Raw genomic sequence first — 22,429 nt, 5'->3', positions numbered from 1 at the left:
ATGTTTGAAATGCTGATCCTGATGCTGGACGCGACCATACGTACAGCGCCGCCGCTCATTCTGGCTGCCATGGCGGGGATGTTTTGCGAACGCTCCGGGGTGGTCAACATCGCCCTGGAGGGCAAGCTGCTGGCGGCGGCCTTCGCCAGTGCGGCCGCGGCCGCCGTCTCCGGCTCCGCCTGGATTGGGCTGGGTGCCGGGGTGGGGGTTTCCATCCTGTTCGCCCTGCTGCACGGCTTCGCCACCATCACCCACCGCGGGGATCAGGTGGTGAGCGGCATGGCCATCAACATACTGGCGGCCGGTCTGACCGTCACCCTGGGCCGTTACTGGTTCGATCAGGGCGGCCAGACCCCGGCACTCTCCGGCGATGCCCGCTTCGCCCCCATCGACCTGCCCTTCGCCAAGGAGCTCTATGACGTGCCCGTCATCGGCCAGCTCTACAGCGAGCTCCTGAGCGGTCACTCCCTGCTGGAGTACGTGGCGTTCGCCGCCGTTCCCCTGGCCTGGTGGGTGCTGTTCCGTACCCGCTTCGGCCTGCGGCTGCGGGCGGTGGGCGAGGCCCCGGCCGCAGTCGATACCGCAGGTATTTCCGTGGTGCGGATGCGCTACACGGCGCTCATCATCGGCGGCCTGCTGGCCGGTATTGGTGGCACCTATCTGGCGGTGGCCCAGACCGCCCAGTTCATCCCCAACATGAGCGCGGGCAAGGGCTTCATGGCGCTGGCGGCGCTGGTGTTCGGCAAGTGGCGCCCCTGGAACGCCATGGCGGCCTGTCTGCTGTTCGGCTTCCTCGACGCCGTCGCCATCCGGTTGCAGGGGGTCAGCATCGGCGACTTCCCGATCCCGGTGCAGGCGATAGAGGCGCTGCCCTACATCTTGACGGTCTTCCTGCTGGCCGGCTTCATCGGCAAGGCGGTGGCGCCCAAGGCGCTCGGCACCCCCTACGTCAAGGAACGGGAATAGCACTCCCGCCCAAACAAGAAGGCCCGCACCAGCGGGCCTTCTCTTTTTCAGCCGATGGGGCGCACCAGCGCTGGCTGGGCGGGATCGCTGAGCCGCTCGGCGAGGTAGTCCACCAGCAGCCGCACCTTGGGGGAGAGATGTCGGTTGTGGGGATAGAGGGCCCAGATCCCCTCCTGCGGCGCCCGCAGCTCCGGCAGCAGTTCGATAAGCTCCCCCCGGGCCAGGTGCTCGCTCACGTAGTAGTCCGGCAGCTGGATGATGCCGATCCCCTTGAGCGCCGCGTCCAGCAGAGCGTGGCCGCTGTTGCAGTGGAGCAGGCCGCGCACCCGCACGCTGTGGGGTTTACCATCCAGAGTGAAGTGCCACTCGTCGCCATTGCCCACCAGGCAGTGGTGGCGGGCCAGCTCCGAGAGGCTGTTGGGCATGCCGTGGCGGGCGGTATAGGCGGGGGAGGCACACACATAGGGCACCCGCTGCGCCAGCTTGCGCGCCACCAGGGTCGAGTCCTTGAGGTGGCCGAGGCGGATCGCCAGATCGAACCCCTCGTGCACCAGATCCAGCAACTGGTTGGTGAGGTTGAGGGTCACCTCCAGCTGGGGGAAGCGCACCATGAAGTCGTTCACCAGGGGGGCTATGCGGCTCTCGCCGTAGGAGACGGGGGCCGTAATGCGCAGGGTGCCCTGGGGCACCGCCTGATGGCGCCCCAGTGCCAGCTCCGCCTCGTAGAGGTTGTCCAGCAACTGGCGGCAGTGGCGAAAGTAGATCTCGCCGAGCTCGGTGAGCCGCACCTGGCGGGTGGTGCGCAGCAGCAGCTTGGCCTGCAGCCTGTCTTCCAGCTGCGCCACCTGGCGGCTCACCTGGGCCACCGAGACCCCCAGCTTGCGCGCCGCCGGGGTAAAGCCCCCCTGCTCCGCCACGCTGACAAATTCACAGACCCCTTCCCAGCCGAACATTATTACCTATGTGTAAAAGTGATTTGATACTTAGCCTTATTATCACCAAATCGGCGGGAAACTACACTGAATGTCCGAACCCATTTCAGTTCACCCACACAACCACGAGGACATCATTCATGGCACAGGTTCAAAGCATCAAGTGCAAGGCCGCCATCGCCTGGGGCCCGGGCCAGCCCCTCTCCATCGAAGAGGTGGAGGTCATGCCACCGCAAGCGGGCGAGGTGCGGGTGCGCATCGTCGCCACCGGCGTCTGCCACACAGATGCCTTCACCCTGTCTGGCGAAGATCCGGAAGGGGTCTTCCCCTGCATCCTGGGCCATGAGGGGGGCGGCATAGTCGAGTCCGTCGGCGAGGGCGTCACCAGCGTCAAGGTGGGTGATCACGTGATCCCGCTTTATACCCCCGAATGCGGCGAGTGCAAGTTCTGCAAGTCCGGCAAGACCAACCTGTGCCAGAAGATCCGCGCCACCCAGGGCAAGGGGCTGATGCCGGACGGCACCACCCGCTTCTCCAAGGACGGCCAGCCCATCTATCACTACATGGGCACCTCCACCTTCAGCGAATACACTGTACTGCCCGAGATCTCCATCGCCAAGGTGGACCCGGCCGCCCCGCTGGAAGAGGTCTGCCTGCTGGGCTGCGGCGTCACCACCGGCATAGGCGCCGTGATGAACACAGCCAAGGTCAAAGAGGGTGAGAGCGTCGCCATCTTCGGGCTGGGGGGCATAGGCCTCTCCGCGGTGATCGGTGCCCGCCTGGCCAAGGCCAGCCGCATCATCGCCATCGACATCAACGAGAGCAAGTTCGAGCTGGCCCGCAAGCTGGGCGCCACCGACTGCATCAACCCGAACGATTACGACAAGCCCATCCAGGAGGTGATCGTCGAGATGACCGATGGCGGCGTCGACTTCTCCTTCGAGTGCATCGGCAACGTCAAGGTGATGCGCGCGGCGCTCGAATGCTGCCACAAGGGCTGGGGCGAGTCTGTCATCATAGGGGTGGCCGGTGCCGGTCAGGAGATCAGCACCCGTCCCTTCCAGCTGGTCACAGGCCGGGTCTGGCGCGGCAGCGCCTTCGGCGGGGTGCGCGGTCGCAGCGAACTGCCGAGCTATGTGCAGCGCTACATGCAGGGGGAGTTCCGGCTGGACGACTTCATCACCCACACCATGCCCCTGGAGCAGATCAACGAGGCCTTCGATCTGATGCACGAAGGCAAGAGCATCCGCACCGTCATCCACTACTGATCCCATCACAGCCCCGCCCATCGATGAATGGGCGGGGCAGAGGAGTCCTTCGATGAATCTGGACATTATCAGCAGCAACAAAAGCTTCGGTGGCTGGCACAAGCAGTACCGCCACAGCTCCACAGTGCAGGGCTGCGAGATGCGCTTCGCCATCTACCTGCCGCCCCAGGCCCTCACCGGCCAGAAGGTGCCCGTGCTCTACTGGCTCTCCGGCCTCACCTGCACCGACGAGAACTTCATGCAGAAGGCGGGGGCCCAGCGCATCGCCGCCGAGCTCGGCATCGCCCTGGTAGCGCCGGACACCAGCCCGCGCGGCGAAGGGGTACCGGACGATCCCGGTTACGATCTCGGCATGGGGGCTGGCTTCTATGTCAACGCCACCCAGCACCCCTGGCGGGCGCACTACCAGATGTATGACTACGTCACCCGGGAGCTGCCCGAGCTCATCGAGACCCACTTCCCGGTCTCCACCAGGCGCGCCATCAGCGGTCACTCCATGGGGGGCCACGGGGCGCTGATCGCCGCGTTGCGCGAACCCGGCCGCTACCGCTCGGTGTCGGCCTTCAGCCCCATCAGCCACCCGAGCCGCGCCCCCTGGGGCCAGAAGGCCCTCGGCGCCTATCTCGGCAACAATCCCTTGCTGTGGCAGGAGTGGGACAGCTGCCAGCTGCTGCGCCACCACGACAGCCAGCCCCTGCCGACCCGGGTAGACGTGGGACTGGACGATCCCTTCCTGGCGGAGCAACTCGGCATAGACGCCCTGGCCGAGATTGCGACCGCCAAGGAGTGGCCCCTGGCGCTCCATCGCCATGCCGGCTATGACCACAGCTACTACTTCGTGGCGAGCTTCATCGAGGAACACCTGCGCTTTCACGCCAGCCACCTCGGCGAACCGGCCCAGGGCTGACCAGGGGCCAGACAGGCACCCCATGGCCGCCCGCCCCTCATCTGCGGGCGGCCATAAACAAGGGAACAGGGAGACAAGGATGACGCTATTCACCACGCTGCTGGCCATGCCGGACCAGTTCGAACGACTGCTGGCACAGGTGCCCGCCGACCAGCTGGACTGGGAACCCGCCAACTGGGCAGGGACCCCAGCCGAGCGCTTCAGCGCCCGGGGGCACCTCTGCCACCTGCTGGACATAGAGACCCAGGGCTATCAGCTGCGCTTTCGCCGCACCCTCGAGGAGAGCCTGCCCGAACTGGCCTCCCTCGATGGCTATCAGCTGGCGCGAGACAACCAGTACCCGTTGCAGGATACCGCTGTGCAGCTGGACCGCTTTCGCACCGCCCGCCTGCAGACAGTGGACTGGCTCAAGGCGCTGCCCTCCAGTGCCTGGGCGCGGCGCGCCCGCTATGGCGGCTATGGGGAGGTGACCCTGGACGGTCTGGTGCGCCTGCTCGTCAGCCACGACCACCAGCACCTCGCCGGCATGCAGTGGCTGTTGATGCGGCTCAATGCGGATCTGCGCCTCGCGCTGCCTCTCGAGTGAGATAAAGCTGCGCGACCATGGATAACAAAACAGGCCCTGCATGGGCCTGTTATTTAGCTGTAATCGCGCCGGATACTCAGCTTCCTGCACGGGAGATGGCGCCGGACCCTGCGATCTCGCTCTCCAGCCTGGGGTTGCCCAGATAGCTGACCGAGCCGGAGCCGGCGATGCCGACCTTCAGCAACTCGCTGGCATTCACTGCTACGTCGCCACTGCCGGCGATATTGACCTCGACCTCCTCTCCTTTGAACTGCGCGCCCGACACGCCACCGGCACCGGCGATATTGAGCTCCACTTCCCTGGCCGAGCCCTCCCCCAGATCCAGGCTGCCCGCACCGGCAATATTGCCCTCCAGTCGATCCAGTGCCAGCTGGCTGGCGACTATATCCCCCAGGCCGGCCACCGACAGTACCAGCTCATCTCCCGAAAAACCGCTCAGATCGCCGCGAGCCAGACCCGCCAGCGCCAGCTCTTCCACCTTGGGCAGGGTGATGGTGATATCGATGGGCTCGGGGGGCTCGAGCCGGTAACCCTCCTTCACCTCTATCTCCAGCTTGTCGCCCTTCTCGGTCAGCTCCAGGTAGGGCAGCAGGTTCCCCTGCCCCCGGATGTGGATACCGCTCGCCGCCCCCGCCACCAGATGGATGTTGGCGGGCACCCCGGCCAGCACCCGGGTCACCTGCTGACCCAGGGGGTGGCGCTGCTCGATGACGGCGCCGTCACCGCTCACCTTGGTATTATCCAACTTGCTGCAACCACCGAGCCCCAGGGCCAGCATCACTCCCAGCATCCACTTCATTTCTCTCTCCTTGTTGATGGCCCTGTCCGGCCTGTCTGTACTCATCCGGGAATCAAGATGGCAATCCTCATGCCATAATCTCAACTGCATGATTTTTATGTTTTTTTATTATTTTAATTACCAGAGCCATCAGACTGTAACGCGCCATTCTGACTATATAGTGGTGAAATTGGCCATACCCAAATGGGAATTCACCTACCTGGCGAGTAGCCGCCATGACAACAAGTACCGACAGTTTTTGGTTGCCGCCCCGGTCTGTTGAGCCAATAGTGATACCTTGTGCGTATAGAGCTCTCCACCTAAGCATTTGTCACTGCCAACAAGGAGTCAGAGCGTGACCCAAGTCAGCCATCCATTCGCCAGCCCAGAGGGCCTGCCAGCCCCGACCCGCACTCCGCTGCTCGGCGGCGACGATCCCGAGCACAAGCGCCGCGAGCTGCTCGACTACTTCTGTCAGACCTTCGATCTCTACGACAGCCTGTTTGACTGCCTGGCCGATGAGCGGGCCTGGTTCAACAAGGCGATCCCCCTGCGCCACCCCCTCATCTTCTACTACGGGCACACCGCCGCCTTCTTCGTCAACAAGCTGCTGGCGGCCAACCTCATCGACCGGCGCCTCGATCCCCGCATCGAGGCCATGGTGGCCATCGGCGTGGACGAGATGAGCTGGGACGATCTGGACGAGACCCACTACGACTGGCCTGCGGTGGCCGAACTGCGCGCCTACCGTGGCCGCGTGCGTGCCCTGGTGTGTGATTTCATCGAGCGTATGCCGATCGCACTGCCCATCGACTGGCAGAGCCCGGCCTGGGTCATCCTGATGGGGATAGAGCACGAGCGCATCCACCTGGAGACCTCCAGCGTGCTGATCCGCCAGCTGCCCCTGGCCTGGGTGCAGCCGCAGCCCTATTGGCCCGCCTGTACCCAGGCCCGCCACAGACGCGACCAGGTGCCCGCCAACAGCCTGCAGCCGGTGGCGGGGGGTCGGGTGCGCCTCGGCAAGCAGGACGCCACCTACGGCTGGGACAACGAATATGGCGAGCGCCACATAGAGCTGGCCCCCTTCCAGGCCAGCCGCATGCTGGTGAGCAACGCCGAGTACTTCCCCTTCGTGCAGGCGGGCGGCTATGAGACCCGGGCCTGGTGGGACGACGAGGGCTGGGGCTGGTGCCAGTATGCCAAGGCGCGTATGCCCAGCTTCTGGGTCGGCGACCCCAACGAGCCCGAGCAACTGCAACTGCGGCTGATGACAGAGCAGGTCCCCCTGCCCTGGGATTGGCCCGCCGAGGTGAACCAGCTGGAGGCGGCCGCCTTCTGCCGCTGGAAGGCGGCCCAGACCGGCCTGCCCATACAGCTGCCGAGCGAGGGGGAGTGGATGCTGCTGCGCGAGCAGGTGCCCGGGGATCAGCCGGACTGGCTGGAAGCCCCCGGCAATATCAACCTGGCCCGCTTCGCCTCCTCCTGTCCGGTGGATGCCTGCCCCCAGGGCGACTTCTTCGATCTGGTGGGCAACGTCTGGCAGTGGACCAGCACCGCCATCGACGGCTTCGAGGGGTTCAAGGTGCACCCGCTCTACGATGACTTCTCCACCCCCACCTTCGATGGCAAGCACAGCCTCATCAAGGGCGGCAGCTGGATAAGCACAGGCAACGAGGCGCTCAAGTCGTCCCGCTACGCCTTCCGTCGCCACTTCTTCCAGCATGCGGGCTTCCGCTATCTGGTCTCACGCTATCAGGAAGCCATCACAGTGAACCCTTATGAAACCGACGCCCTGGTGGCGCAATACCTCGACTTCCAGTACGGCCCGACCCACTTCGGGGTGGCCAACTACGCCCAGACCCTGGCCAGCCTCGCCAGCGAGCTGTGCAGCCGCCATGAGCGGGCGCTGGACATCGGCTGCGCCACCGGCCGCGCCAGCTTCGAGCTGGCCCGCCACTTCCAGCACGTGGACGGGGTGGACTACTCGGCCCGCTTCATCGACGTGGCGCTGGCCCTCGCCAGCCAGGACAGCTTCCGCTACGCCCTGCCCCTGGAGGGGGATCTGGTGGAGTATTGCGAGGCGCGCCTCTCCAGCCATGATCTCGGCCGCGAGCAGGCCGAACGGGTCCACTTCAGCCAGGGGGATGCCTGCAACCTCAAGCCCAAGTACGAGCACTACGATCTGGTGCTCGCCTCCAACCTGATCGACCGGCTGCGGGAGCCGGCCCGCTTCCTGCGGGACATTGCTCCCAGACTGCGCAGCGGCGGCCTGCTGGTGCTCACCAGCCCCTACACCTGGCTGACCGACTACACCCCCAAGGCGAACTGGCTCGGCGGCATCCGGGAGAACGGCGAGGCCCTCTCCACCCATCAGGCACTGCAACGGCTGCTGGCGGCCGAGTTCGAGGAGCTGTGCCCGCCGCGAGACGTGCCCTTCGTCATCCGCGAAACCGCCCGCAAGCACCAGCACACGGTGGCCCAGCTCACCGTCTGGCGCAAACGCTGAGGGGGCGGCAAACGAAAGAGGGAGGCCCATGGCCTCCCTCTCTTTTTGCCCAAAGGCTTATCCCTCCTGGACCTGGGGCAGGGACTCCTGCTCGCGGTAGCGGCGAGCCAGCACCGCGCACACCATCAGCTGGATCTGGTGGAAGATCATCAGGGGAAGCACCATAGGCCAATGAGAGGGAGATGAACCACGGGAACCTTTGTCGCGCAGGCGAGAGGGCTCCTCTTTTTTTTATGGCGCACTCATTCGGAGAAGTGGCCGCGGCCCCCGCATGATATCGGCTTGCCCTGGTCAAGGTCGGCCGATTACCCTTGAGGATTGCGATGGAGGAGGTATCCCGTGAACTACGACGTTTCGTTGTTGGAGATAAAGCTGTTTCTGATGACCACCCGGTTTGGCAGCTTTTCAGATGTGGCGCGTCGGCAGGATATGACCCCTTCGTCCGTCTCGCGCAAGATGGCACAGCTGGAGGAAAAGGTGGGCTCCAAACTGCTGCACCGCCATACCCGCTCCATCTCCCTCACCGAGGAGGGGGTCGCCTTTGCCAAACAGTGCGCCGAGATCCTCCAGCAGTATGAGCGGGTGGTCGGCCAGATCGAGCAGCGGGCGGACACCCCGAGAGGCACCATCCGGATCAGCGCCCCGGTCGCCTTTGGCCGGCTGCACATCGCCCCCTATCTGACCGAGTTGCTGGAGCGCTACCCCCTGCTCAAGGTCGAGTTGCAGCAGACGGATCACTATGTCGATCCGGCGGCCGAGTCGATCGACCTGCTGATCCGCATCGGGATCTCGCAGGACTCCTCACTGCGGATGAAGCAGTTTGGCCAGCAGCACTACGTGATGGCGGCCAGCCCCGACTACCTCACTCGCCACGGCGAACCCGCCAGCCCGGATGATCTGGCACAGCACAACTGTCTGGTCTTCAAGGGGAGCAATGGCCTGCAGCGCTGGTTCATCGGCCAGGAGCAGCTGCAACCCTATGAGGTGAGCGGCACCCTCTACAGCAACAATGCCGATACCCTGGTTGCCGGGGCGGTGGCAGGCGCCGGGATTGTGGTGTTCCCCACCTGGCTCATCGGCGAGGAGCTGAAAACCGGACGGCTCAAGCCGATCATGACCCGGTTCACCGTCTCCACCAGCGTGGAGCAGCAGGTGATCAGCGCACTCTATCTGGAGACCGACCAGCTCGCCGCCAAGGTGAGGGTGGTGATCGATTTTCTGGCGGGGAAATACGGCTCTCCCTGCTACTGGGATGCCAGATAGGCTCAGCCAAACAGCCTCCCGGTCCGCTTGTGCAGCGCCGGCAGCAAGACAAAGGCGGCGCAGGCCACGATCACGCTGTCGATGAGCAGCAGCGTCAGCGGAAAGATGATGGCCAGCACGTGCAGGTATTCGCCAAGCGGTTTTTTCATAAAGCCTCTTATGTTGTCGCAGCGCAGCCAGTGGCAAGAGTGGTATCCCCTCGCCACTGGCGAGCCAGCTACAGCGTGGTTATGTCCCGGGTGCAGATAAATTGGGCATCCGTAGCAAAGGTTTCGAATTGACGGATCACCTGCTGCATCTGTGCACTCTGGCTCTCCTGCAGAAACTGCGTCTCCGACGCGATGCGGATCACTTCGAAGTAGTCCCACGGCGATGCACTCTGCTGCCCCAGCATCTTCAGCCCCTTGAACACCTCGAACGAAGTGACGCTGCTGAGCCGGTTCACGGTGGGCAGATCGACTTCCCGTGCCCACGCCAGATAATCCGCCTCGTTCGTCCCCGGTTTGAGATTGAAAAAGACCATCAGGGTTGTTGCCTGTTCACTCATTCACTTGTTCCTGTTGTCGGTTCGCCAGATAGATGCAGAGCAGCGCCGCAGCGACCGCCATCATGGCGGCAAGGCGCCAGTAGTTGAGGGGGATGGGGGCATTGCCCAGCCAGCCCATGGTATCGATCACCAGACTCATCACCATCTGCCCCAGAATGGTGGCCACAGTGGCGATGGCCATCCCTACCCGTGGAATGGCCGCGACCATCACCACCATGTAGACAATGCCGAACAGGGCACCGGCCAGCTGCCACTTCGGCACACTGAGCAGGGTCGCCTGATAGGGCGGCTCAAAGAAGAAGATCAGCAGGGCGGTCACCACAGTGCCCATGGTGAAGGTGAGCAGTGCGCTCTGCACCACACCAACCCGCGCTCCCAACTGGCCATTGATCGCCGCCTGGGCGCTGAGCGCCATGCCGGAGACGATCGCCAACACGATAATCAGCACCATCCGTTTGCTCCCAGATAGGTAAACAGCAGCGCCAGCGCGATGCAGCCGAGCGCCACCAGCCGCAGGGGGCGGGTGGCCCGTTTCGGCATGCCAAACCAGCCGAAGTAGTCGATGGCAAAGCTCTTGGTCACCTGCCCCAGCAGGACGCAGATCATCGTCATCGCCACCCCCAGCATGGGAGTAGATAGGGTGAGCGCCACCACATAGACGGGGCCGAGCAGGCCACCGATCAGCTGCCATTTCGGCACCCCATGCCACCCTGTGGATGGCCCACGCACCGTGAAGAAGCGGATCAGCCAGAGCAGTGCAGCCCCCACGCCGAAGATGCTCAGGGTGGCCCACAGATGGCCCACCTGTTCACCGAGCGGTCCCAGCAGGCCCGCTTCGAAGGAGAGGCCCATGCCGGCCATCACGATCAGCAAAACAGAGAGTGCGTTCATCGTGGATCAAACAAGGCGACGGGGGATTGACGGCTATAGGCCTTGCCCTGCGGATAGGAGACCAGCTCCAGCTGCATGCCCCATGGTGCAAGAAAATAGACCCCAGACTCCCCTGCTGTCGGCCCCTCTGTCATGCAGGTCGGTTCGCCCAGCACGGCATTTGCAAAAGGTAATGGTGTAGTCATCAGTGACGCCTCAGTAGTTGATAAGTTCGCCGTAGCGGATGAGGTGCATTATAGGGAGCGGGATTTATTGAAAAACCGGCGGGCCGGAACATCACTTATGCAGGATTTGCACAAATGGTACGGACAGCAAAACCATGTAGGAAAAAGCAAAACAGGCCCGTTGTGGGCCTGTTTCAGTCGGGGTTGTGGTGATCGGGAAAAGTCAGTCTTGTTGCTCGCGGTAGCGGCGGGCCAGCACGGCGCACACCATCAGCTGGATCTGGTGGAAGATCATCAGCGGCAGCACCATGACCCCGACGCTGGCGGCGGGGAACATGACGTTGGCCATGGGCACCCCATTGGCCAGACTCTTCTTTGAGCCGCAGAAGACTATGGTGATCTCGTCCGCCCGCTCGAAGCCGAGGCGGCGGCTGATCCAGACGTTCCAAGCCAGCACCAGCGCCAGCAACACGCAGCTCAGCAGCACTATGCTGGCCAAGTCATACCAACCCACCTGATGCCAGATCCCCTGCACCACGGCCTCGCTGAAGGCCACATAGACCACCAGCAGTATGGAGCTCTGATCCAGCTTGCCGATCAGCGGCCGGTGGCTGTCGACCCAGCGGCCGATGAGCGGCCGCGACAGGTGGCCCACCACGAAGGGCAGCATCAGCTGCACCATGATGGCCTGGATGGAGTGCCAGGTGTCAACCCCCTCCCCCTGAACATTGATCATCAGCCCCACCAGCACAGGCGAGAGGAAGATGCCGAGTATGCTGGAGGCCGAGGCGCTGCACACCGCCGCCGACACATTGCCGCCGGCCATGGAGGTGAAGGCGATGGCCGACTGCACGGTCGCGGGCAGGGCGCACAGATAGAGGAAGCCGAGGTAGATGGCCGGGCTCAGCCACTGGGGCACCAGCGGGGTGAGCAAGAGCCCCAGCAGCGGGAAAAGCAGGAAGGTGCTGGCCATCACCACCAGGTGGAGCCGCCAGTGGCCGAGCCCCGCCAGCAGGTTCTGGCGCGACAGCTTGGCGCCATGCATGAAGAAGAGCAGCGCCACCGCCAGCTTGGTCAGCAGCGCGAACCAGACGGCCACCTGGCCCTCGCAGGGGAAGAAGGAGGCCAGGGCCACCACCAGAATCAGCACAGAGGTAAAGGGATCCAGACGCACGGGGAGTCTCCAGGGAAAGCGCGTCCCGCACCGGATGGGGGACGACAGGGCACAGGAGGGCCATCCTCTGACGGCGACCCTCGATACGAAACCCCAGCTTACCCCGAACACAGGGAGGCGCAAAGTTGAGCGACGGCCCCAAGCATTCAGTGAAATTAAACGAGTTGATTTTTAGCGCTTTAAAACTGAACACCCAGGGCGGCCAAGGCAGGCGAGGAGACAAAAAAACGGGTGGCCAGAGGCCACCCGCGCTGCACCACAATCGGCACTCAGATCTGCCGGGCCAGGGTGTCGCCGCCGGCCTTGCCCCCGGCGGCCAGCTTGCGGGCCTGGCGCTTCTCGAAGCGGGAGATCCACCAGTAGGCCAGCGCCGAGAAGACGGCGGTCATGAAGACGTTGATGAAGAAGGCGCGCACCAGATCCACCCCGGCCGGGAAGGCGGAGGCACTCATGCTCACCACGAAGATGGCGATCAGCACAGAGACCACGCTCATGCCGAAGGTGCGCGATCCCATGCGGAACTCGCGGGGGGTGTCGTCGTGTTTCCAGCGGAACACGAAGTAGGCCACCATGATGAAGATGGGCGGCAGCATGGCGGTGCCGGCGGTAAGGTTGATGGCGGTGTTCATCATCTGCTGCACCGACTCGGAGCCGAAGCCGTTGACCACCAGCATCACGAACACGAACACAAACTGCCACCAGGCGGCGCGCACCGGCACCCCGTGCTCGTTGAGCTGGGTGGTCTTGTCGCCATAGACCCCCTGGGGGATCTCGGAGAAGTGGATCTTCACCGGCGCCGAGGTCCACATCATCATGGAGCCGAACATGGCGATGAAGAGCACCACCCCGACCGCGCGGCCGACCAGCGTCTCGGAGAGCCCGAAGTACTGGGCCATGCCGGTGAAGATCTCCACCATGCCGCCGGCGTAGGTGAGGCTCTCGCGCGGCACGAAGACGTTCACCAGCAGGGAGCCCAGCGCATACATGGCACCTATGACCACACCGGCGATGATGATCACCTTGATGAAGGACTTCTGGCCGCCTTTCACGTCATTGAGGTAGGCCGCCGCCGTCTCGGCTCCGCCCGCCGCCTGGAAGATCCAGCACATGATGCCGAGGGTCGCCCAGTTGACTGTCGGGGTCATGGCTTCCAGGGTGATGGGCTGGGCCGCCACATGGTCGCCGCCGAGGGCCATCAGGGCGCCCAGCACATAGATGGCGAACAGGGCGAAGACGCCGTAGGCCACCAGTTCGGCAATCTTGCCGAGCCAGCTCGCCCCCTTGGTGGAGATATGGGTCGCCGCCGCAAACAGCGCTATGGAGATGATCGAGGTGACGGTCGGCGAGAAGCTGTACTCATACCCCAGCATGGCGTAGGAGGCGTAGGCGATGACGTTCGGCAGCAGGGAGACGAACCAGAACAGGTTCACGAACCAGTAGAGGAAGGAGCCGAGGTAGGCCATACGGGTGCCGAGGGGTTTCTTGAGCCAGTCGTACATCCCCGACTCGGAGTCTTTATTGGCCGAGACGAACTCGGCGATGATGAAGACGAAGGGGATGAAGTAGACCAGGGTGGCCAGCAGGAAGATGGGGGCCGAGCTGAGCCCCAGCTCTATGTTGTTGTTGACGATATTGCGCACGTTGAACACGGCGGCAAAGGTCATCGACAACAGGGCAAACTTGCCTATGGTGCCGCGTACTGAATCAGACATATGTCCTCCAATGGACTCGCGCTCCCTGCGGGTAACGCTGTGACTCTGAATGTGTTCGGCAAGGGTCTGTCGGCCCCGCCATTTACTCTCTTGTTATGATCGGACCGCCAGGGCGGTCTCGTTGGCAAACCGGTGCCGCCCTGTGGCACCGGCGCTCAATCGTTGGTTCAGACGATGGGGGTGCCCGGCGCCATCGGCACGCGAGGCTGCAACAGCACGCTCTGGCTCTCGTCCGGGGTCTCGGCGCAGAGCAACATGCACTCGGAACGCTCGCCGCGCATCCTGGTGGGCTTGAGGTTGGTCAGCACCACCACCTCGCTGCCCAGCAGCTCCTCTTCGCCGTAATGGGGCACCAGGCTGGTGACGGTCTGCAGCGGCCGCTCGCCGCCCACGTCGATCTGGACGATATAGAGTTTGTCGGCCCCGAGGTGGCGCACCACCTCCAGCACCTTGCCCACCTTCATCTCGACCCGTTTGAATTCGGCAAACTCGATCGTCTCGCTCATTCCATGCTCCTTCTGTTCTGTGGTTCAACCTGTCGCGGGTGGCTGCCGCCACCCGCTTTCACTCTCTTGGCCACTCGGGCCCCATGCGTTGGGGATCAGGAGGCCTGGATGGAGACCTGCGCCGCCGGCAGGGCCTCTTTCGCGCGCGCTTCGGCACTCAGGGAGGCCTCGTATCTGTTGTATTTCCACCAGGCGAAGCCGAGGAAAATCACTATGCCGCCGACGTTGTAGAAGACGATGGTCATGATGTCGGCGCCGGTCGGGAAGGTGGAGGCGAGGAAGCCCACCGAGAAGATGGCGATCAGCACAGAGACCACGGCGATGCCTGTGGTGCGCGAGCCCATCTTGAAATCCCGCGGCAGGTGATCCAGCTTCAGGCGCAGATTGAGGTAGGCCAGCATGATGAACAGCGGCGGCAGCATGGAGGCGGCGGCCGTCATGTTGATGACGGTGTTCATCAGATCCTGCGCCGTGTTGGAGCCCAAAGTCGGGATCAGCATCAGGGGCAGCACTATGAGGTACTGGATCCAGGCAGCCCGGGCGGGCACGCCGTTCTCGTTCAGCTCGACCGTCTTCTTGCCGAAGATGCCGGCCGGGATCTCGGAGAAGAAGATCTTCACCGGGGTCGCGGTCCACATCAGCAGGGAGCCGAACATGGCGGTGAAGGAGACCAGCCCGACGAAGCGGTTCATCAGGATCTCCGGCAAGCCGAAGTAAGCCGCCAGCCCCTCGAATACCTGCACCGAGCCGCCGGTGTATTTCAGGGTGTCGCCGGGCACGAAGACGTTGATCAAAAGCGACGCTATGGAGTAGAGCACCCCGATAAAGAGCCCGGCGATGATGATCACCTTGACGAAAGATTTGGAGCCCCCTTTCACGTCATTGACGTAGACAGCCACCGACTCGGCGCCACCGGCTGCCATGAAGATCCAGGTGGTGATGCCGAGGAAAGCCCAGCTGAAGTCCGGGATCATGGCCTCTACCGTGATGGGGTCGGCCGGTTGTACGCCGCCGAGCAGGGCCGCGCCCGCCAACAAGATGTAGGAGAGGGTTAGCAGCAGCATCAGGGACGAGGTCACCGAGGTGATGGGGCCCAGCATCTTGGCGCCATTGGTGGAGACGTAAGTCGCAAAGGCGAACAGCACCATGCTTAAGAAAGTGGTCGCCAGCGGGGTGAAAATGTATTCGTAGCCCAAAAAGGCATAGGAGGCGTAGGCAATCACCCGCGGCAACAGCGAGGTGAAGAAGAAGAGGTTCACGAACCAGTAGGTGTAGGCGGAGATAAAGGCCCAGCGACCGCCGAGGGAGCTCTTCACCCAGGCATAGACGCCCGCTTCGGAGTTCTTGTTCAGTGACACGAATTCCGCGATGATCAGACAGAACGGAATGAAGTAAAAAATGGTGGCCAGAAAGAACATGGGGGCCGACGCCAGACCGATCTCGATGTTGTTGTTGATGACGTTGTTGAAGCTGAATACCGCCGCGAAGGTGAGCGACAGCAGACCGAACTTGCCTATCGTATTCCGCTTGGAATCGGACATGGTGCATCTCCAGACCTGTAGTTATTGTCTGCCAAAAGGCGGGGCATGAGTTGTAGGGTGGCCCCGCACTTCCGGCTTTTATCAGTGCAAAAACAGCGGCTTGTTATTTGTTTTTGAAGTAGCCGCCTTCGACCGTGACCTTGATGATCAGCTTGCGCACCGGCGCATCGCCGACGAAGCGGTAAGCCTCGTCGTTCTCGAAGATCACCACCTGACCCTTGCCGACTTTCTGGCGCTCACGCACCTCGCCGGCCAACCACTCGCGGTCGGTGGTGTCGTCATAGGCCTGCTCGACCCGCAGATCCGGCTTGGCAGCCCACTCCACCGTCTCTTCCCCTTCCAGGTAGTAGTGGACGTCGAAGTAGCGGCGCTGCCCCTCGAACAACGAGGTGGCCGGGCTGGCCCCCTCCTGCAAGCGGTAGGTGAGGGAGTCACCTATGGAGTGGCAGATGCCGGGCTTGAGGTTTGGCAGGTTGTTGATGGCCTCCACGCAGCGGCCCCACTTCTTGCCCTCCCGGTAGATGTTTTTGAACAGGGTCAGGTTGCCTAAGGTGATCATGCGAGGTTCCTCCCGCCGTTGATGCTGAGATCGATCCCGGCCAGGGCAGCCGGATTGAGGTTGCCGCGGGCGATGGGCAGCAGGGTCAGGCCGAAGCTGAAGGGCTCGAAGCGCACCCGCCAGGAGTCCAGCACCTCTGAGCCCCAGGAGTTGGAGCCCAGCCCCAGCACCTTGTGATCCAGATTGAGGGTGAGATAGCCACTCGGTTCCAGCTCGTTGATGTGCTGGGCGGCGTGGATATGCTCCCAGCTGTAGGGCCAGACGCTCAGGTTGATGGGGGCATCCGGCCGCACGTAGAGACCGGCGCCGTGACGGTTGGTCAGGGTTGCCCAGCGCACCTGCTGGCGGTTGCCGTTGTCCTGCGGGAAGGGGTAGTGCTCCCACATCTCGCTCACAGTGCTCTGGAAGCAGTCGATCCAGTTGCTCTGGCGGCTGTCCTGGTAGTTCTCACCCGGGCCCATGCCAAGGTAGTGCACCCGATCGAGGTCCTGACGAATGCCCAGCTCGAAGCCGATCTTGGGGATGATGTCGTCATAGCCGCCGTAGGGCTGACCGGAGAGGGCCACATGCAGCTGGCCGTTCGGGCTCAGGGTGTAGACGTAGCGACAGCGCATGCCGAAGTCGAACACCGGTGGCGCGATCAGGCTCTCCACCGTCACCTCGACCGCCTCGCCCAGCTGACGCCAGCTCAGAGTGCGGAAGTGCTCCTGCATGATCTGCAGGTGGTTCGGGTGCCAAAGGCTCTCGTACTCCTGCTTGTGGTTGTCGATCATCGGCTTGAAGAAGGTGAGGCGCGGCGCTCGCTCAATCAGCTCGATGCCGTCCTGCTGCCAGCTCACCAGCTTGCCGTCGAGGCGCGAGAAGCGCAGGGCGAAGCCGCTGCCGCTCAAGGTCAGCGCGAGCCGCTCATCGGCAATCTGCAACGCAGTGGCGTTGGGATTGGCAAAGAGCTGCAACTGGCGAGTCGACTCTTTCAGCTGGAACTGGTACTGGCCCAGCTCGTGCTCTGCCGCGCTGTAACGGGTGGCGGTGGCCTTGATGACCCGCAGCTGGACGAAGGTTTCCCGCCCATCCAGTTGCGGCAATTCGAGTTGCAGCTCTGTGGTAGCACCGGGAGCCACCCCTTCCAGCCGGAGCTGCTGGCTGGCCAGCAGTTCGCCCTCTGCCTTCACCTCGACCAGCAGGCGGATGTCGTCGAGATTGGAGAACCAGTAGCGGTTTTCCAGCTCAAGCCGACCGCTCGCCAGATCCAGCGCCCGCACCTTGACCGGGCAGATCACCTGCTTGTATTCGCGCAGGCCAGGCCCCGGGGTCTGATCCGGATAGATGAGGCCATCCATGCAGAAGTTGTAGTTGTTGGGGTAGTCGCCGTAGTCGCCGCCGTACTTGTAGACGGCGCGGCCCTGCTCGTCCTGATCCAGGATGCCGTGATCGCACCACTCCCAGATGTAGTGACCCTGAATGTGGGGATGACGGTCGAACACCTGCTGATATTCGCTCAGGCCACCCGGGCCGTTGCCCATGGCGTGGGCGTATTCGCAGATAATGCGCGGCTTGTCCATCGGGAACTCGCCGAAGCAGTTCATCTGGGAGACGCGCGAATACATGGTGCTCACCACATCCACCACCTCGGCATCGCGATCCTCTTCGTAGTGCACCAGCCGGGTCGGGTCGATCGCCTTGCAGCGCTGGTACATGGATCTGATGTTGCAGCCGTAGCCGGACTCGTTGCCGAGCGACCAGATGATGATGGAGGGGTGGTTCTTCTGGGCGTGCACATGGCGCTCGATCCTGTCCACGAACACCGGCTCCCAGAAGGGATCGTCGGTGATACGGCTGAGATCGCCGACGTTGGCGAAACCGTGGGTCTCCACGTCCGTCTCCGCCATCACGAACAGACCGTACTGGTCGCACAGCTCGTAGAAGCGCGGGTCGTTCGGGTAGTGGGCGGTGCGCACCGAGTTGAGGTTGTGCTGCTTCATCAGCACTATGTCGCGCTCGACCCGATCCATGCCGACCGCGCGGCTCTTGAGATGGTCGTTGTCGTGGCGGTTCACCCCGTGCAGCTTGAGGTAGTGGCCGTTGACATAGAAGAGGCCATCCTTGACCTTGATGTCACGCACCCCGACCCGCTGCGGGATCACTTCCAGCAGCTCGCCCTGACCGTTGTAGAGGGAGAGTTGCAGCTGATAGAGGTAAGGATCTTCGGCGCTCCAGAGATGGGGCTTGGCCAGATCCAGCGTGAAGCGGCAATCACACTTGCCATCGATGGCGAGATTGTCGAGCGAACCGCTGGCGATCTCGCTGCCCTGATCCAGCAGGGACCAGACCAGACGGTGATCACGAGCAGGCGCCCCCAGATTTTCCAGCTGGATATCGCAGCTCAGGGTGGCGCTGTCGTCGGCCAGCGCGGTGCGGATGAAGAAGTCCTGCACATGGGCGGCCGGTTTGCCCACCAGATAGACGTCGCGGAAGATCCCCGCCATCCACCACATGTCCTGATCTTCAATGTAAGTGGAGTCAGCCCACTGCATCACCCGCACCGACAGCAGGTTTTCACCGGTGTTGGCATAGGCGCTGATGTCGAACTCGGCGGTGAGGCGGCTCCCCTTGCTGAAGCCGACATAGTGGCCATTCACATAGACCTCGAAGTAGGTCTCCACACCATCGAACTTGATGATCACCTGCTCGCCATCCCAGGCCGGGCTCAGCACGAAGCTGCGCTGATAGGCGCCGGTGGGGTTGTTGCTCGGCACGAAGGGCACGTCTATGGGGAAGGGGAAGCCCTCGTCTGTGTACTGCAGGTTGCCATGCCCTTCCATCTGCCACATGTTAGGCACGGTGATCTGGCCCCACTCGTTCATGGGGCTGTGATAGAAGTCTTCCGGCACCAGCAACGGATGCTCGTAGTAGTGGAACTGCCACTGACCGCTAAGGCTCAGAAAACGGCGGCTCAGCTCGCGCTGCATGGTGGCTGCCAGCCCGTGATCGGCATAAGAGAAGAAGTAGGCGCGCGGAGCCAGCCTGTTTTCACCAACGAATTGGACGTTTTCCCAGTTATTCACATGTCCTCCCGGAACAAGACAACTTTGACTGGGTAAACTTTAGATAAACATTTACTAAATATCAGCGAATGATCGGTAAAGTTTTAACCCCATCACACAAGATGGCTGGATTTGTGAGCGAGATCAGAAGCAGAAGATAAAGGGAGAGAGAGCTGCCTGGATGGCATGAATGTTGACGAAGCGGGAATGAGTGAAGCAATTACCTATATATAACAATGTTATATGGAATAACGGGGACAGGGTGAAGCACGGGAAGGTAAATAGAGGGGCGCGCCACCTGGAGTGGCGCGACTACAGAACATCTTTTTTTACTAAAATTATCGCGTAGTACCACGCAGGGTCAGGCGGCTGGGAACCAGCACCCGCAGCGGCACTTCCCGCTCATCCCGCAGCCGTTCGACCAGCAGATTGACTCCCTGGGAGCCCATCAATTCGGAGTGGATCCGCACCGTGGAGAGCGGCGGGAAGGTGAACTTGGCGGTCGGGATGTCGTTGACGCTGATGAGCTCGATCTGCTGGGGAATGGCCAATCCCTTCTCGTGGATGGCTCTCAGCACGCCAATGGCGATGGAGTCTGAGGCGACGAACAGCGCCTTGGGCCAGTCCCCCGCCAGCATCTCTTTCGCCAGTCGGTAGCCGGAGGCGCTGGAGAAGTCACCGCGATAGAGGTCGTGCTCCTGTACCACTCCCAGTCGCTGGCCATAGTCGAGGAAGGCCAGCTCCCGCAGATCCGGCGCCTCATCCTGACCCCCTATATAGCCGATGCGGCCATGCCCCTGGGCGATGAAGAAGTCCACCACCTGCTGGCTTATGAGCGCCAAATCCACGTCCACGGAGTCAAATTCCCCCTGGGAGCGGCAATCCACGAACACCAGCTGGGCAGAGAGAGAATGTAGCGCAGCCAGCCGCTCCTCGGGCAGATGGCCGATAACCAGGATGCCGTCGACGGCGGAGAGCTCACGCCCCTCGGCGCCGTTGTAGAAATGGGTCAGCTCTATGTTGAAGCGGGCGCACTGGGTCTCGATGCCGTAGCGAATGGCGAGATAGTAGGGGTCGTTGACCTCGGTGCTCTGCGGGTAGGCATAGACCGCCAGAAAGTGCAGCTTGCTCTTGTGCACCCCTTTGCGGGCGCTGCTGGTCTTGTACTCCAGCCGCTCGGCAATCTCGAAGATCTTCTGTCTGGTTTCTTCCTTGACGCTCAGCGTCGGATCTTCATTGAGCACCCGCGACACAGTGGCCTGGGACACCCCCGCCTCCTGTGCAATTTCCTTCAACGTGGCCATGCATACTCCTCTGGCGATGACTCCCGACAATACCTGACCAAGAGTAACGGGCAAGCCGCTGACAGCCCAGCATTTTTACTAAAAGAAGCCAACCTGGATCGAAAAAATCCCAAAGCAAAAAGGCCTCCCGAATGGGAGGCCTCTTCTAAATAGGTGCCTGACAGTGTCCTACTCTCGCATGGCGAATGCCACACTACCATCGGCGCTACCGCGTTTCACTTCTGAGTTCGGCATGGGATCAGGTGGTTCCACGGCGCTATTGCCGTCAGGCAAAAGCTGTATTACTTAATAATGGTGCTGATACCCAGAGTCGAACTGGGGACCTCATCCTTACCAAGGATGCGCTCTACCAACTGAGCCATATCAGCACACTAACCGGTAAAGACCGCACTGTGTGCGCTATCTAAATCTTCTGTCCAACACAACCTTACGTCGTATCGCGACCAACCACATCGCTGTGATTGCTTAATTGAAGCCTGGCAGTGTCCTACTCTCGCATGGCGAATGCCACACTACCATCGGCGCTACCGCGTTTCACTTCTGAGTTCGGCATGGGATCAGGTGGTTCCACGGCGCTATGGCCGCCAGGCAAAAAACTTCAATCTCGGAAAGCTGACGTGAATAACGACTTGGCCTTATTGGCTGGTCGCTATCACTGAATTTGAGTAGTTCGTTCTATTTGCTACAAGCCTTAGAACACTTCTTGGGTGTTGTATGGTTAAGCCTCACGGGTAATTAGTATGGGTTAGCTCAACACGTCGCCGCGCTTACACACCCCACCTATCAACGTTGTGGTCTCCAACGGCCCTTTAGGACCCTCAAGGGGTCAGGGATGACTCATCTCAGGGCTCGCTTCCCGCTTAGATGCTTTCAGCGGTTATCGATTCCGAACTTAGCTACCGGGCAGTGCCACTGGCGTGACAACCCGAACACCAGAGGTTCGTTCACTCCGGTCCTCTCGTACTAGGAGCAACTCCCTTCAATCATCCAACGCCCACGGCAGATAGGGACCGAACTGTCTCACGACGTTCTGAACCCAGCTCGCGTACCACTTTAAATGGCGAACAGCCATACCCTTGGGACCGACTTCAGCCCCAGGATGTGATGAGCCGACATCGAGGTGCCAAACACCGCCGTCGATATGAACTCTTGGGCGGTATCAGCCTGTTATCCCCGGAGTACCTTTTATCCGTTGAGCGATGGCCCTTCCATTCAGAACCACCGGATCACTATGACCTACTTTCGTACCTGCTCGACCTGTCCGTCTCGCAGTTAAGCTGGCTTATGCCATTGCACTAACCTCCTGATGTCCGACCAGGATTAGCCAACCTTCGTGCTCCTCCGTTACTCTTTGGGAGGAGACCGCCCCAGTCAAACTACCCACCAGGCACTGTCCGCGAGCCCGATTCAGGGCCCTGCGTTAGAACATCAAACATACAAGGGTGGTATTTCAAGGACGGCTCCAGCGCAACTGGCGTCACGCCTTCAAAGCCTCCCACCTATCCTACACATGTAGGTTCAATGTTCAGTGCCAAGCTGTAGTAAAGGTTCACGGGGTCTTTCCGTCTAGCCGCGGGTACACCGCATCTTCACGGCGAATTCGATTTCACTGAGTCTCGGGTGGAGACAGCATGGCCATGGTTACACCATTCGTGCAGGTCGGAACTTACCCGACAAGGAATTTCGCTACCTTAGGACCGTTATAGTTACGGCCGCCGTTTACCGGGGCTTCGATCAAGAGCTTCGCTTGCGCTAACCCCATCAATTAACCTTCCGGCACC

20 protein-coding genes, 1 tRNA gene, 3 rRNA genes and 1 pseudogene (1 of these 25 running past the window's edge) are annotated in these 22,429 nt (G+C 62.0%); 6 read left to right on the top strand and 19 right to left on the bottom strand.

Translation table 11 applies throughout. The annotated features are described in order from the left end of the window. Window positions 1-966: an ABC transporter permease gene (locus ACFWHB_RS00695; RefSeq protein ID WP_025325295.1), complete on the top strand. Its 966-nt coding sequence runs from the start codon at window positions 1-3 to the stop codon at window positions 964-966. A 47-nt stretch (window positions 967-1,013) separates the two neighbouring features. Here ACFWHB_RS00695 and ACFWHB_RS00690 read toward each other — a convergent pair whose 3' ends face one another. Then, window positions 1,014-1,919: a LysR substrate-binding domain-containing protein gene (locus tag ACFWHB_RS00690; RefSeq protein ID WP_025325293.1), complete on the bottom strand. Its 906-nt coding sequence runs from the start codon at window positions 1,917-1,919 to the stop codon at window positions 1,014-1,016. A 119-nt stretch (window positions 1,920-2,038) separates the two neighbouring features. Here ACFWHB_RS00690 and ACFWHB_RS00685 point away from each other — a divergent pair, with 119 nt between their 5' ends. The 3 genes from ACFWHB_RS00685 to ACFWHB_RS00675 all read left to right on the top strand — a co-directional run bounded on the left by ACFWHB_RS00685 (window position 2,039) and on the right by ACFWHB_RS00675 (window position 4,659). Further along, window positions 2,039-3,166 (top strand): S-(hydroxymethyl)glutathione dehydrogenase/class III alcohol dehydrogenase, encoded by a 1,128-nt coding sequence (locus tag ACFWHB_RS00685; RefSeq protein ID WP_395949275.1) that lies wholly within the window; start codon window positions 2,039-2,041, stop codon window positions 3,164-3,166. Window positions 3,167-3,218: 52 nt separating this feature from the next. Beyond that, window positions 3,219-4,073 (top strand): S-formylglutathione hydrolase, encoded by an 855-nt coding sequence (gene fghA / locus ACFWHB_RS00680; RefSeq protein ID WP_395949274.1) that lies wholly within the window; start codon window positions 3,219-3,221, stop codon window positions 4,071-4,073. Between the two features lie 79 nt (window positions 4,074-4,152). Further along, window positions 4,153-4,659, top strand: coding sequence for a DinB family protein (locus ACFWHB_RS00675; RefSeq protein WP_303810328.1), 507 nt, complete (start codon window positions 4,153-4,155; stop codon window positions 4,657-4,659). Window positions 4,660-4,735: 76 nt separating this feature from the next. Here the strand turns inward: ACFWHB_RS00675 and ACFWHB_RS00670 are convergent, their stop codons facing one another. Beyond that, a complete protein-coding gene (locus ACFWHB_RS00670; RefSeq protein WP_262113209.1) occupies window positions 4,736-5,458 on the bottom strand; it encodes a head GIN domain-containing protein in 723 nt (240 codons plus the stop codon). A gap of 334 nt (window positions 5,459-5,792) precedes the next feature. Here ACFWHB_RS00670 and ovoA point away from each other — a divergent pair, with 334 nt between their 5' ends. Beyond that, the gene (ovoA, locus tag ACFWHB_RS00665; RefSeq protein ID WP_395949273.1) at window positions 5,793-7,943 is read left to right on the top strand and encodes a 5-histidylcysteine sulfoxide synthase; all 2,151 of its coding nucleotides are present in this window, start codon (window positions 5,793-5,795) and stop codon (window positions 7,941-7,943) included. Window positions 7,944-8,000: 57 nt separating this feature from the next. Here ovoA and ACFWHB_RS00660 read toward each other — a convergent pair. After that, window positions 8,001-8,108: pseudogene (locus tag ACFWHB_RS00660) on the bottom strand (bile acid:sodium symporter); the annotation flags it as partial. 174 nt (window positions 8,109-8,282) lie between these two features. Here ACFWHB_RS00660 and ACFWHB_RS00655 point away from each other — a divergent pair. Beyond that, entirely contained in the window at window positions 8,283-9,206 is a 924-nt protein-coding gene (locus ACFWHB_RS00655) for a LysR family transcriptional regulator (RefSeq protein WP_139744686.1), read from the top strand. Between the two features lie 2 nt (window positions 9,207-9,208). Here ACFWHB_RS00655 and ACFWHB_RS00650 read toward each other — a convergent pair whose 3' ends face one another. The 16 genes from ACFWHB_RS00650 to ACFWHB_RS00575 form a co-directional block, all read right to left on the bottom strand. After that, the gene (locus ACFWHB_RS00650) at window positions 9,209-9,355 is read right to left on the bottom strand and encodes a hypothetical protein (RefSeq protein ID WP_395949272.1); all 147 of its coding nucleotides are present in this window, start codon (window positions 9,353-9,355) and stop codon (window positions 9,209-9,211) included. A gap of 68 nt (window positions 9,356-9,423) precedes the next feature. Continuing rightward, window positions 9,424-9,753 carry a hypothetical protein gene (locus ACFWHB_RS00645; protein WP_139744687.1) on the bottom strand — a complete coding sequence of 110 codons (330 nt, stop codon included), beginning with the start codon at window positions 9,751-9,753 and terminating at the stop codon, window positions 9,424-9,426. After that, on the bottom strand, window positions 9,746-10,204 hold the full coding sequence (locus ACFWHB_RS00640) for a DMT family transporter (RefSeq protein ID WP_139744688.1): 459 nt from the start codon (window positions 10,202-10,204) through the stop codon (window positions 9,746-9,748). Before ACFWHB_RS00640 ends, ACFWHB_RS00645 begins: the two co-directional genes overlap by 8 nt. Next, entirely contained in the window at window positions 10,195-10,644 is a 450-nt protein-coding gene (locus tag ACFWHB_RS00635) for a DMT family transporter (RefSeq protein ID WP_139744689.1), read from the bottom strand. The genes ACFWHB_RS00640 and ACFWHB_RS00635 overlap by 10 nt, the downstream gene beginning before the upstream one ends. Then, a complete protein-coding gene (locus tag ACFWHB_RS00630; RefSeq protein WP_204787255.1) occupies window positions 10,641-10,829 on the bottom strand; it encodes a hypothetical protein in 189 nt (62 codons plus the stop codon). Before ACFWHB_RS00630 ends, ACFWHB_RS00635 begins: the two co-directional genes overlap by 4 nt. Before the next feature lie 202 nt (window positions 10,830-11,031). Beyond that, window positions 11,032-11,982 carry a bile acid:sodium symporter gene (locus ACFWHB_RS00625; RefSeq protein WP_163156344.1) on the bottom strand — a complete coding sequence of 317 codons (951 nt, stop codon included), beginning with the start codon at window positions 11,980-11,982 and terminating at the stop codon, window positions 11,032-11,034. Between the two features lie 269 nt (window positions 11,983-12,251). After that, window positions 12,252-13,694, bottom strand: a complete 1,443-nt coding sequence (locus ACFWHB_RS00620; RefSeq protein WP_111913251.1) for an amino acid permease — start codon at window positions 13,692-13,694, stop codon at window positions 12,252-12,254. Between the two features lie 167 nt (window positions 13,695-13,861). Next, window positions 13,862-14,200, bottom strand: coding sequence for a tRNA-binding protein (locus ACFWHB_RS00615; protein WP_395949271.1), 339 nt, complete (start codon window positions 14,198-14,200; stop codon window positions 13,862-13,864). Window positions 14,201-14,295: 95 nt separating this feature from the next. Beyond that, window positions 14,296-15,741 (bottom strand): amino acid permease, encoded by a 1,446-nt coding sequence (locus ACFWHB_RS00610; RefSeq protein WP_395949269.1) that lies wholly within the window; start codon window positions 15,739-15,741, stop codon window positions 14,296-14,298. Window positions 15,742-15,844: 103 nt separating this feature from the next. Continuing rightward, window positions 15,845-16,300 carry a beta-galactosidase subunit beta gene (locus ACFWHB_RS00605; RefSeq protein WP_395949268.1) on the bottom strand — a complete coding sequence of 152 codons (456 nt, stop codon included), beginning with the start codon at window positions 16,298-16,300 and terminating at the stop codon, window positions 15,845-15,847. Continuing rightward, the gene (gene ebgA, locus ACFWHB_RS00600; RefSeq protein ID WP_395949266.1) at window positions 16,297-19,365 is read right to left on the bottom strand and encodes a beta-galactosidase subunit alpha; all 3,069 of its coding nucleotides are present in this window, start codon (window positions 19,363-19,365) and stop codon (window positions 16,297-16,299) included. The genes ACFWHB_RS00605 and ebgA overlap by 4 nt, the downstream gene beginning before the upstream one ends. A 317-nt stretch (window positions 19,366-19,682) precedes the next feature. Then, window positions 19,683-20,648: a transcriptional regulator EbgR gene (gene ebgR, locus ACFWHB_RS00595; RefSeq protein ID WP_111913241.1), complete on the bottom strand. Its 966-nt coding sequence runs from the start codon at window positions 20,646-20,648 to the stop codon at window positions 19,683-19,685. Window positions 20,649-20,803: 155 nt separating this feature from the next. Continuing rightward, window positions 20,804-20,918: ribosomal RNA gene (gene rrf / locus ACFWHB_RS00590) — 5S ribosomal RNA — on the bottom strand. Between the two features lie 22 nt (window positions 20,919-20,940). After that, window positions 20,941-21,016: transfer RNA gene (locus ACFWHB_RS00585), tRNA-Thr, on the bottom strand. A 106-nt stretch (window positions 21,017-21,122) separates the two neighbouring features. After that, a 5S ribosomal RNA gene (gene rrf / locus ACFWHB_RS00580) occupies window positions 21,123-21,237 on the bottom strand. Window positions 21,238-21,362: 125 nt separating this feature from the next. Next, window positions 21,363-22,429, bottom strand: a 23S ribosomal RNA gene (locus ACFWHB_RS00575) (it continues 1,823 nt past the right edge of the window).

It is taken from the genome of Aeromonas mytilicola subsp. aquatica, assembly GCF_044336385.1.
GTDB lineage: Bacteria > Pseudomonadota > Gammaproteobacteria > Enterobacterales > Aeromonadaceae > Aeromonas > Aeromonas rivipollensis.
The sequence above is the reverse complement of the archived record's forward strand: the minus strand, read 5'-3'. Positions and strand labels throughout refer to the sequence as shown.

Excerpts from the sequence above, each read along its gene's own strand:
- ACFWHB_RS00695 (WP_025325295.1), top strand. The coding sequence starts at position 1 with ATGTTTGAAATGCTGATCCTGATGCTGGACGCGACCATACGTACAGCG.
- ACFWHB_RS00690 (WP_025325293.1), bottom strand. The coding sequence starts at position 1,919 with ATGTTCGGCTGGGAAGGGGTCTGTGAATTTGTCAGCGTGGCGGAGCAG.
- ACFWHB_RS00685 (WP_395949275.1), top strand. The coding sequence starts at position 2,039 with ATGGCACAGGTTCAAAGCATCAAGTGCAAGGCCGCCATCGCCTGGGGC.
- fghA (WP_395949274.1), top strand. The coding sequence starts at position 3,219 with ATGAATCTGGACATTATCAGCAGCAACAAAAGCTTCGGTGGCTGGCAC.
- ACFWHB_RS00675 (WP_303810328.1), top strand. The coding sequence starts at position 4,153 with ATGACGCTATTCACCACGCTGCTGGCCATGCCGGACCAGTTCGAACGA.
- ACFWHB_RS00670 (WP_262113209.1), bottom strand. The coding sequence starts at position 5,458 with ATGAAGTGGATGCTGGGAGTGATGCTGGCCCTGGGGCTCGGTGGTTGC.
- ACFWHB_RS00650 (WP_395949272.1), bottom strand. The coding sequence starts at position 9,355 with ATGAAAAAACCGCTTGGCGAATACCTGCACGTGCTGGCCATCATCTTT.
- ACFWHB_RS00645 (WP_139744687.1), bottom strand. The coding sequence starts at position 9,753 with ATGAGTGAACAGGCAACAACCCTGATGGTCTTTTTCAATCTCAAACCG.
- ACFWHB_RS00640 (WP_139744688.1), bottom strand. The coding sequence starts at position 10,204 with ATGGTGCTGATTATCGTGTTGGCGATCGTCTCCGGCATGGCGCTCAGC.
- ACFWHB_RS00635 (WP_139744689.1), bottom strand. The coding sequence starts at position 10,644 with ATGAACGCACTCTCTGTTTTGCTGATCGTGATGGCCGGCATGGGCCTC.
- ACFWHB_RS00630 (WP_204787255.1), bottom strand. The coding sequence starts at position 10,829 with ATGACTACACCATTACCTTTTGCAAATGCCGTGCTGGGCGAACCGACC.
- ACFWHB_RS00620 (WP_111913251.1), bottom strand. The coding sequence starts at position 13,694 with ATGTCTGATTCAGTACGCGGCACCATAGGCAAGTTTGCCCTGTTGTCG.
- ACFWHB_RS00615 (WP_395949271.1), bottom strand. The coding sequence starts at position 14,200 with ATGAGCGAGACGATCGAGTTTGCCGAATTCAAACGGGTCGAGATGAAG.
- ACFWHB_RS00610 (WP_395949269.1), bottom strand. The coding sequence starts at position 15,741 with ATGTCCGATTCCAAGCGGAATACGATAGGCAAGTTCGGTCTGCTGTCG.
- ACFWHB_RS00605 (WP_395949268.1), bottom strand. The coding sequence starts at position 16,300 with ATGATCACCTTAGGCAACCTGACCCTGTTCAAAAACATCTACCGGGAG.
- ebgR (WP_111913241.1), bottom strand. The coding sequence starts at position 20,648 with ATGGCCACGTTGAAGGAAATTGCACAGGAGGCGGGGGTGTCCCAGGCC.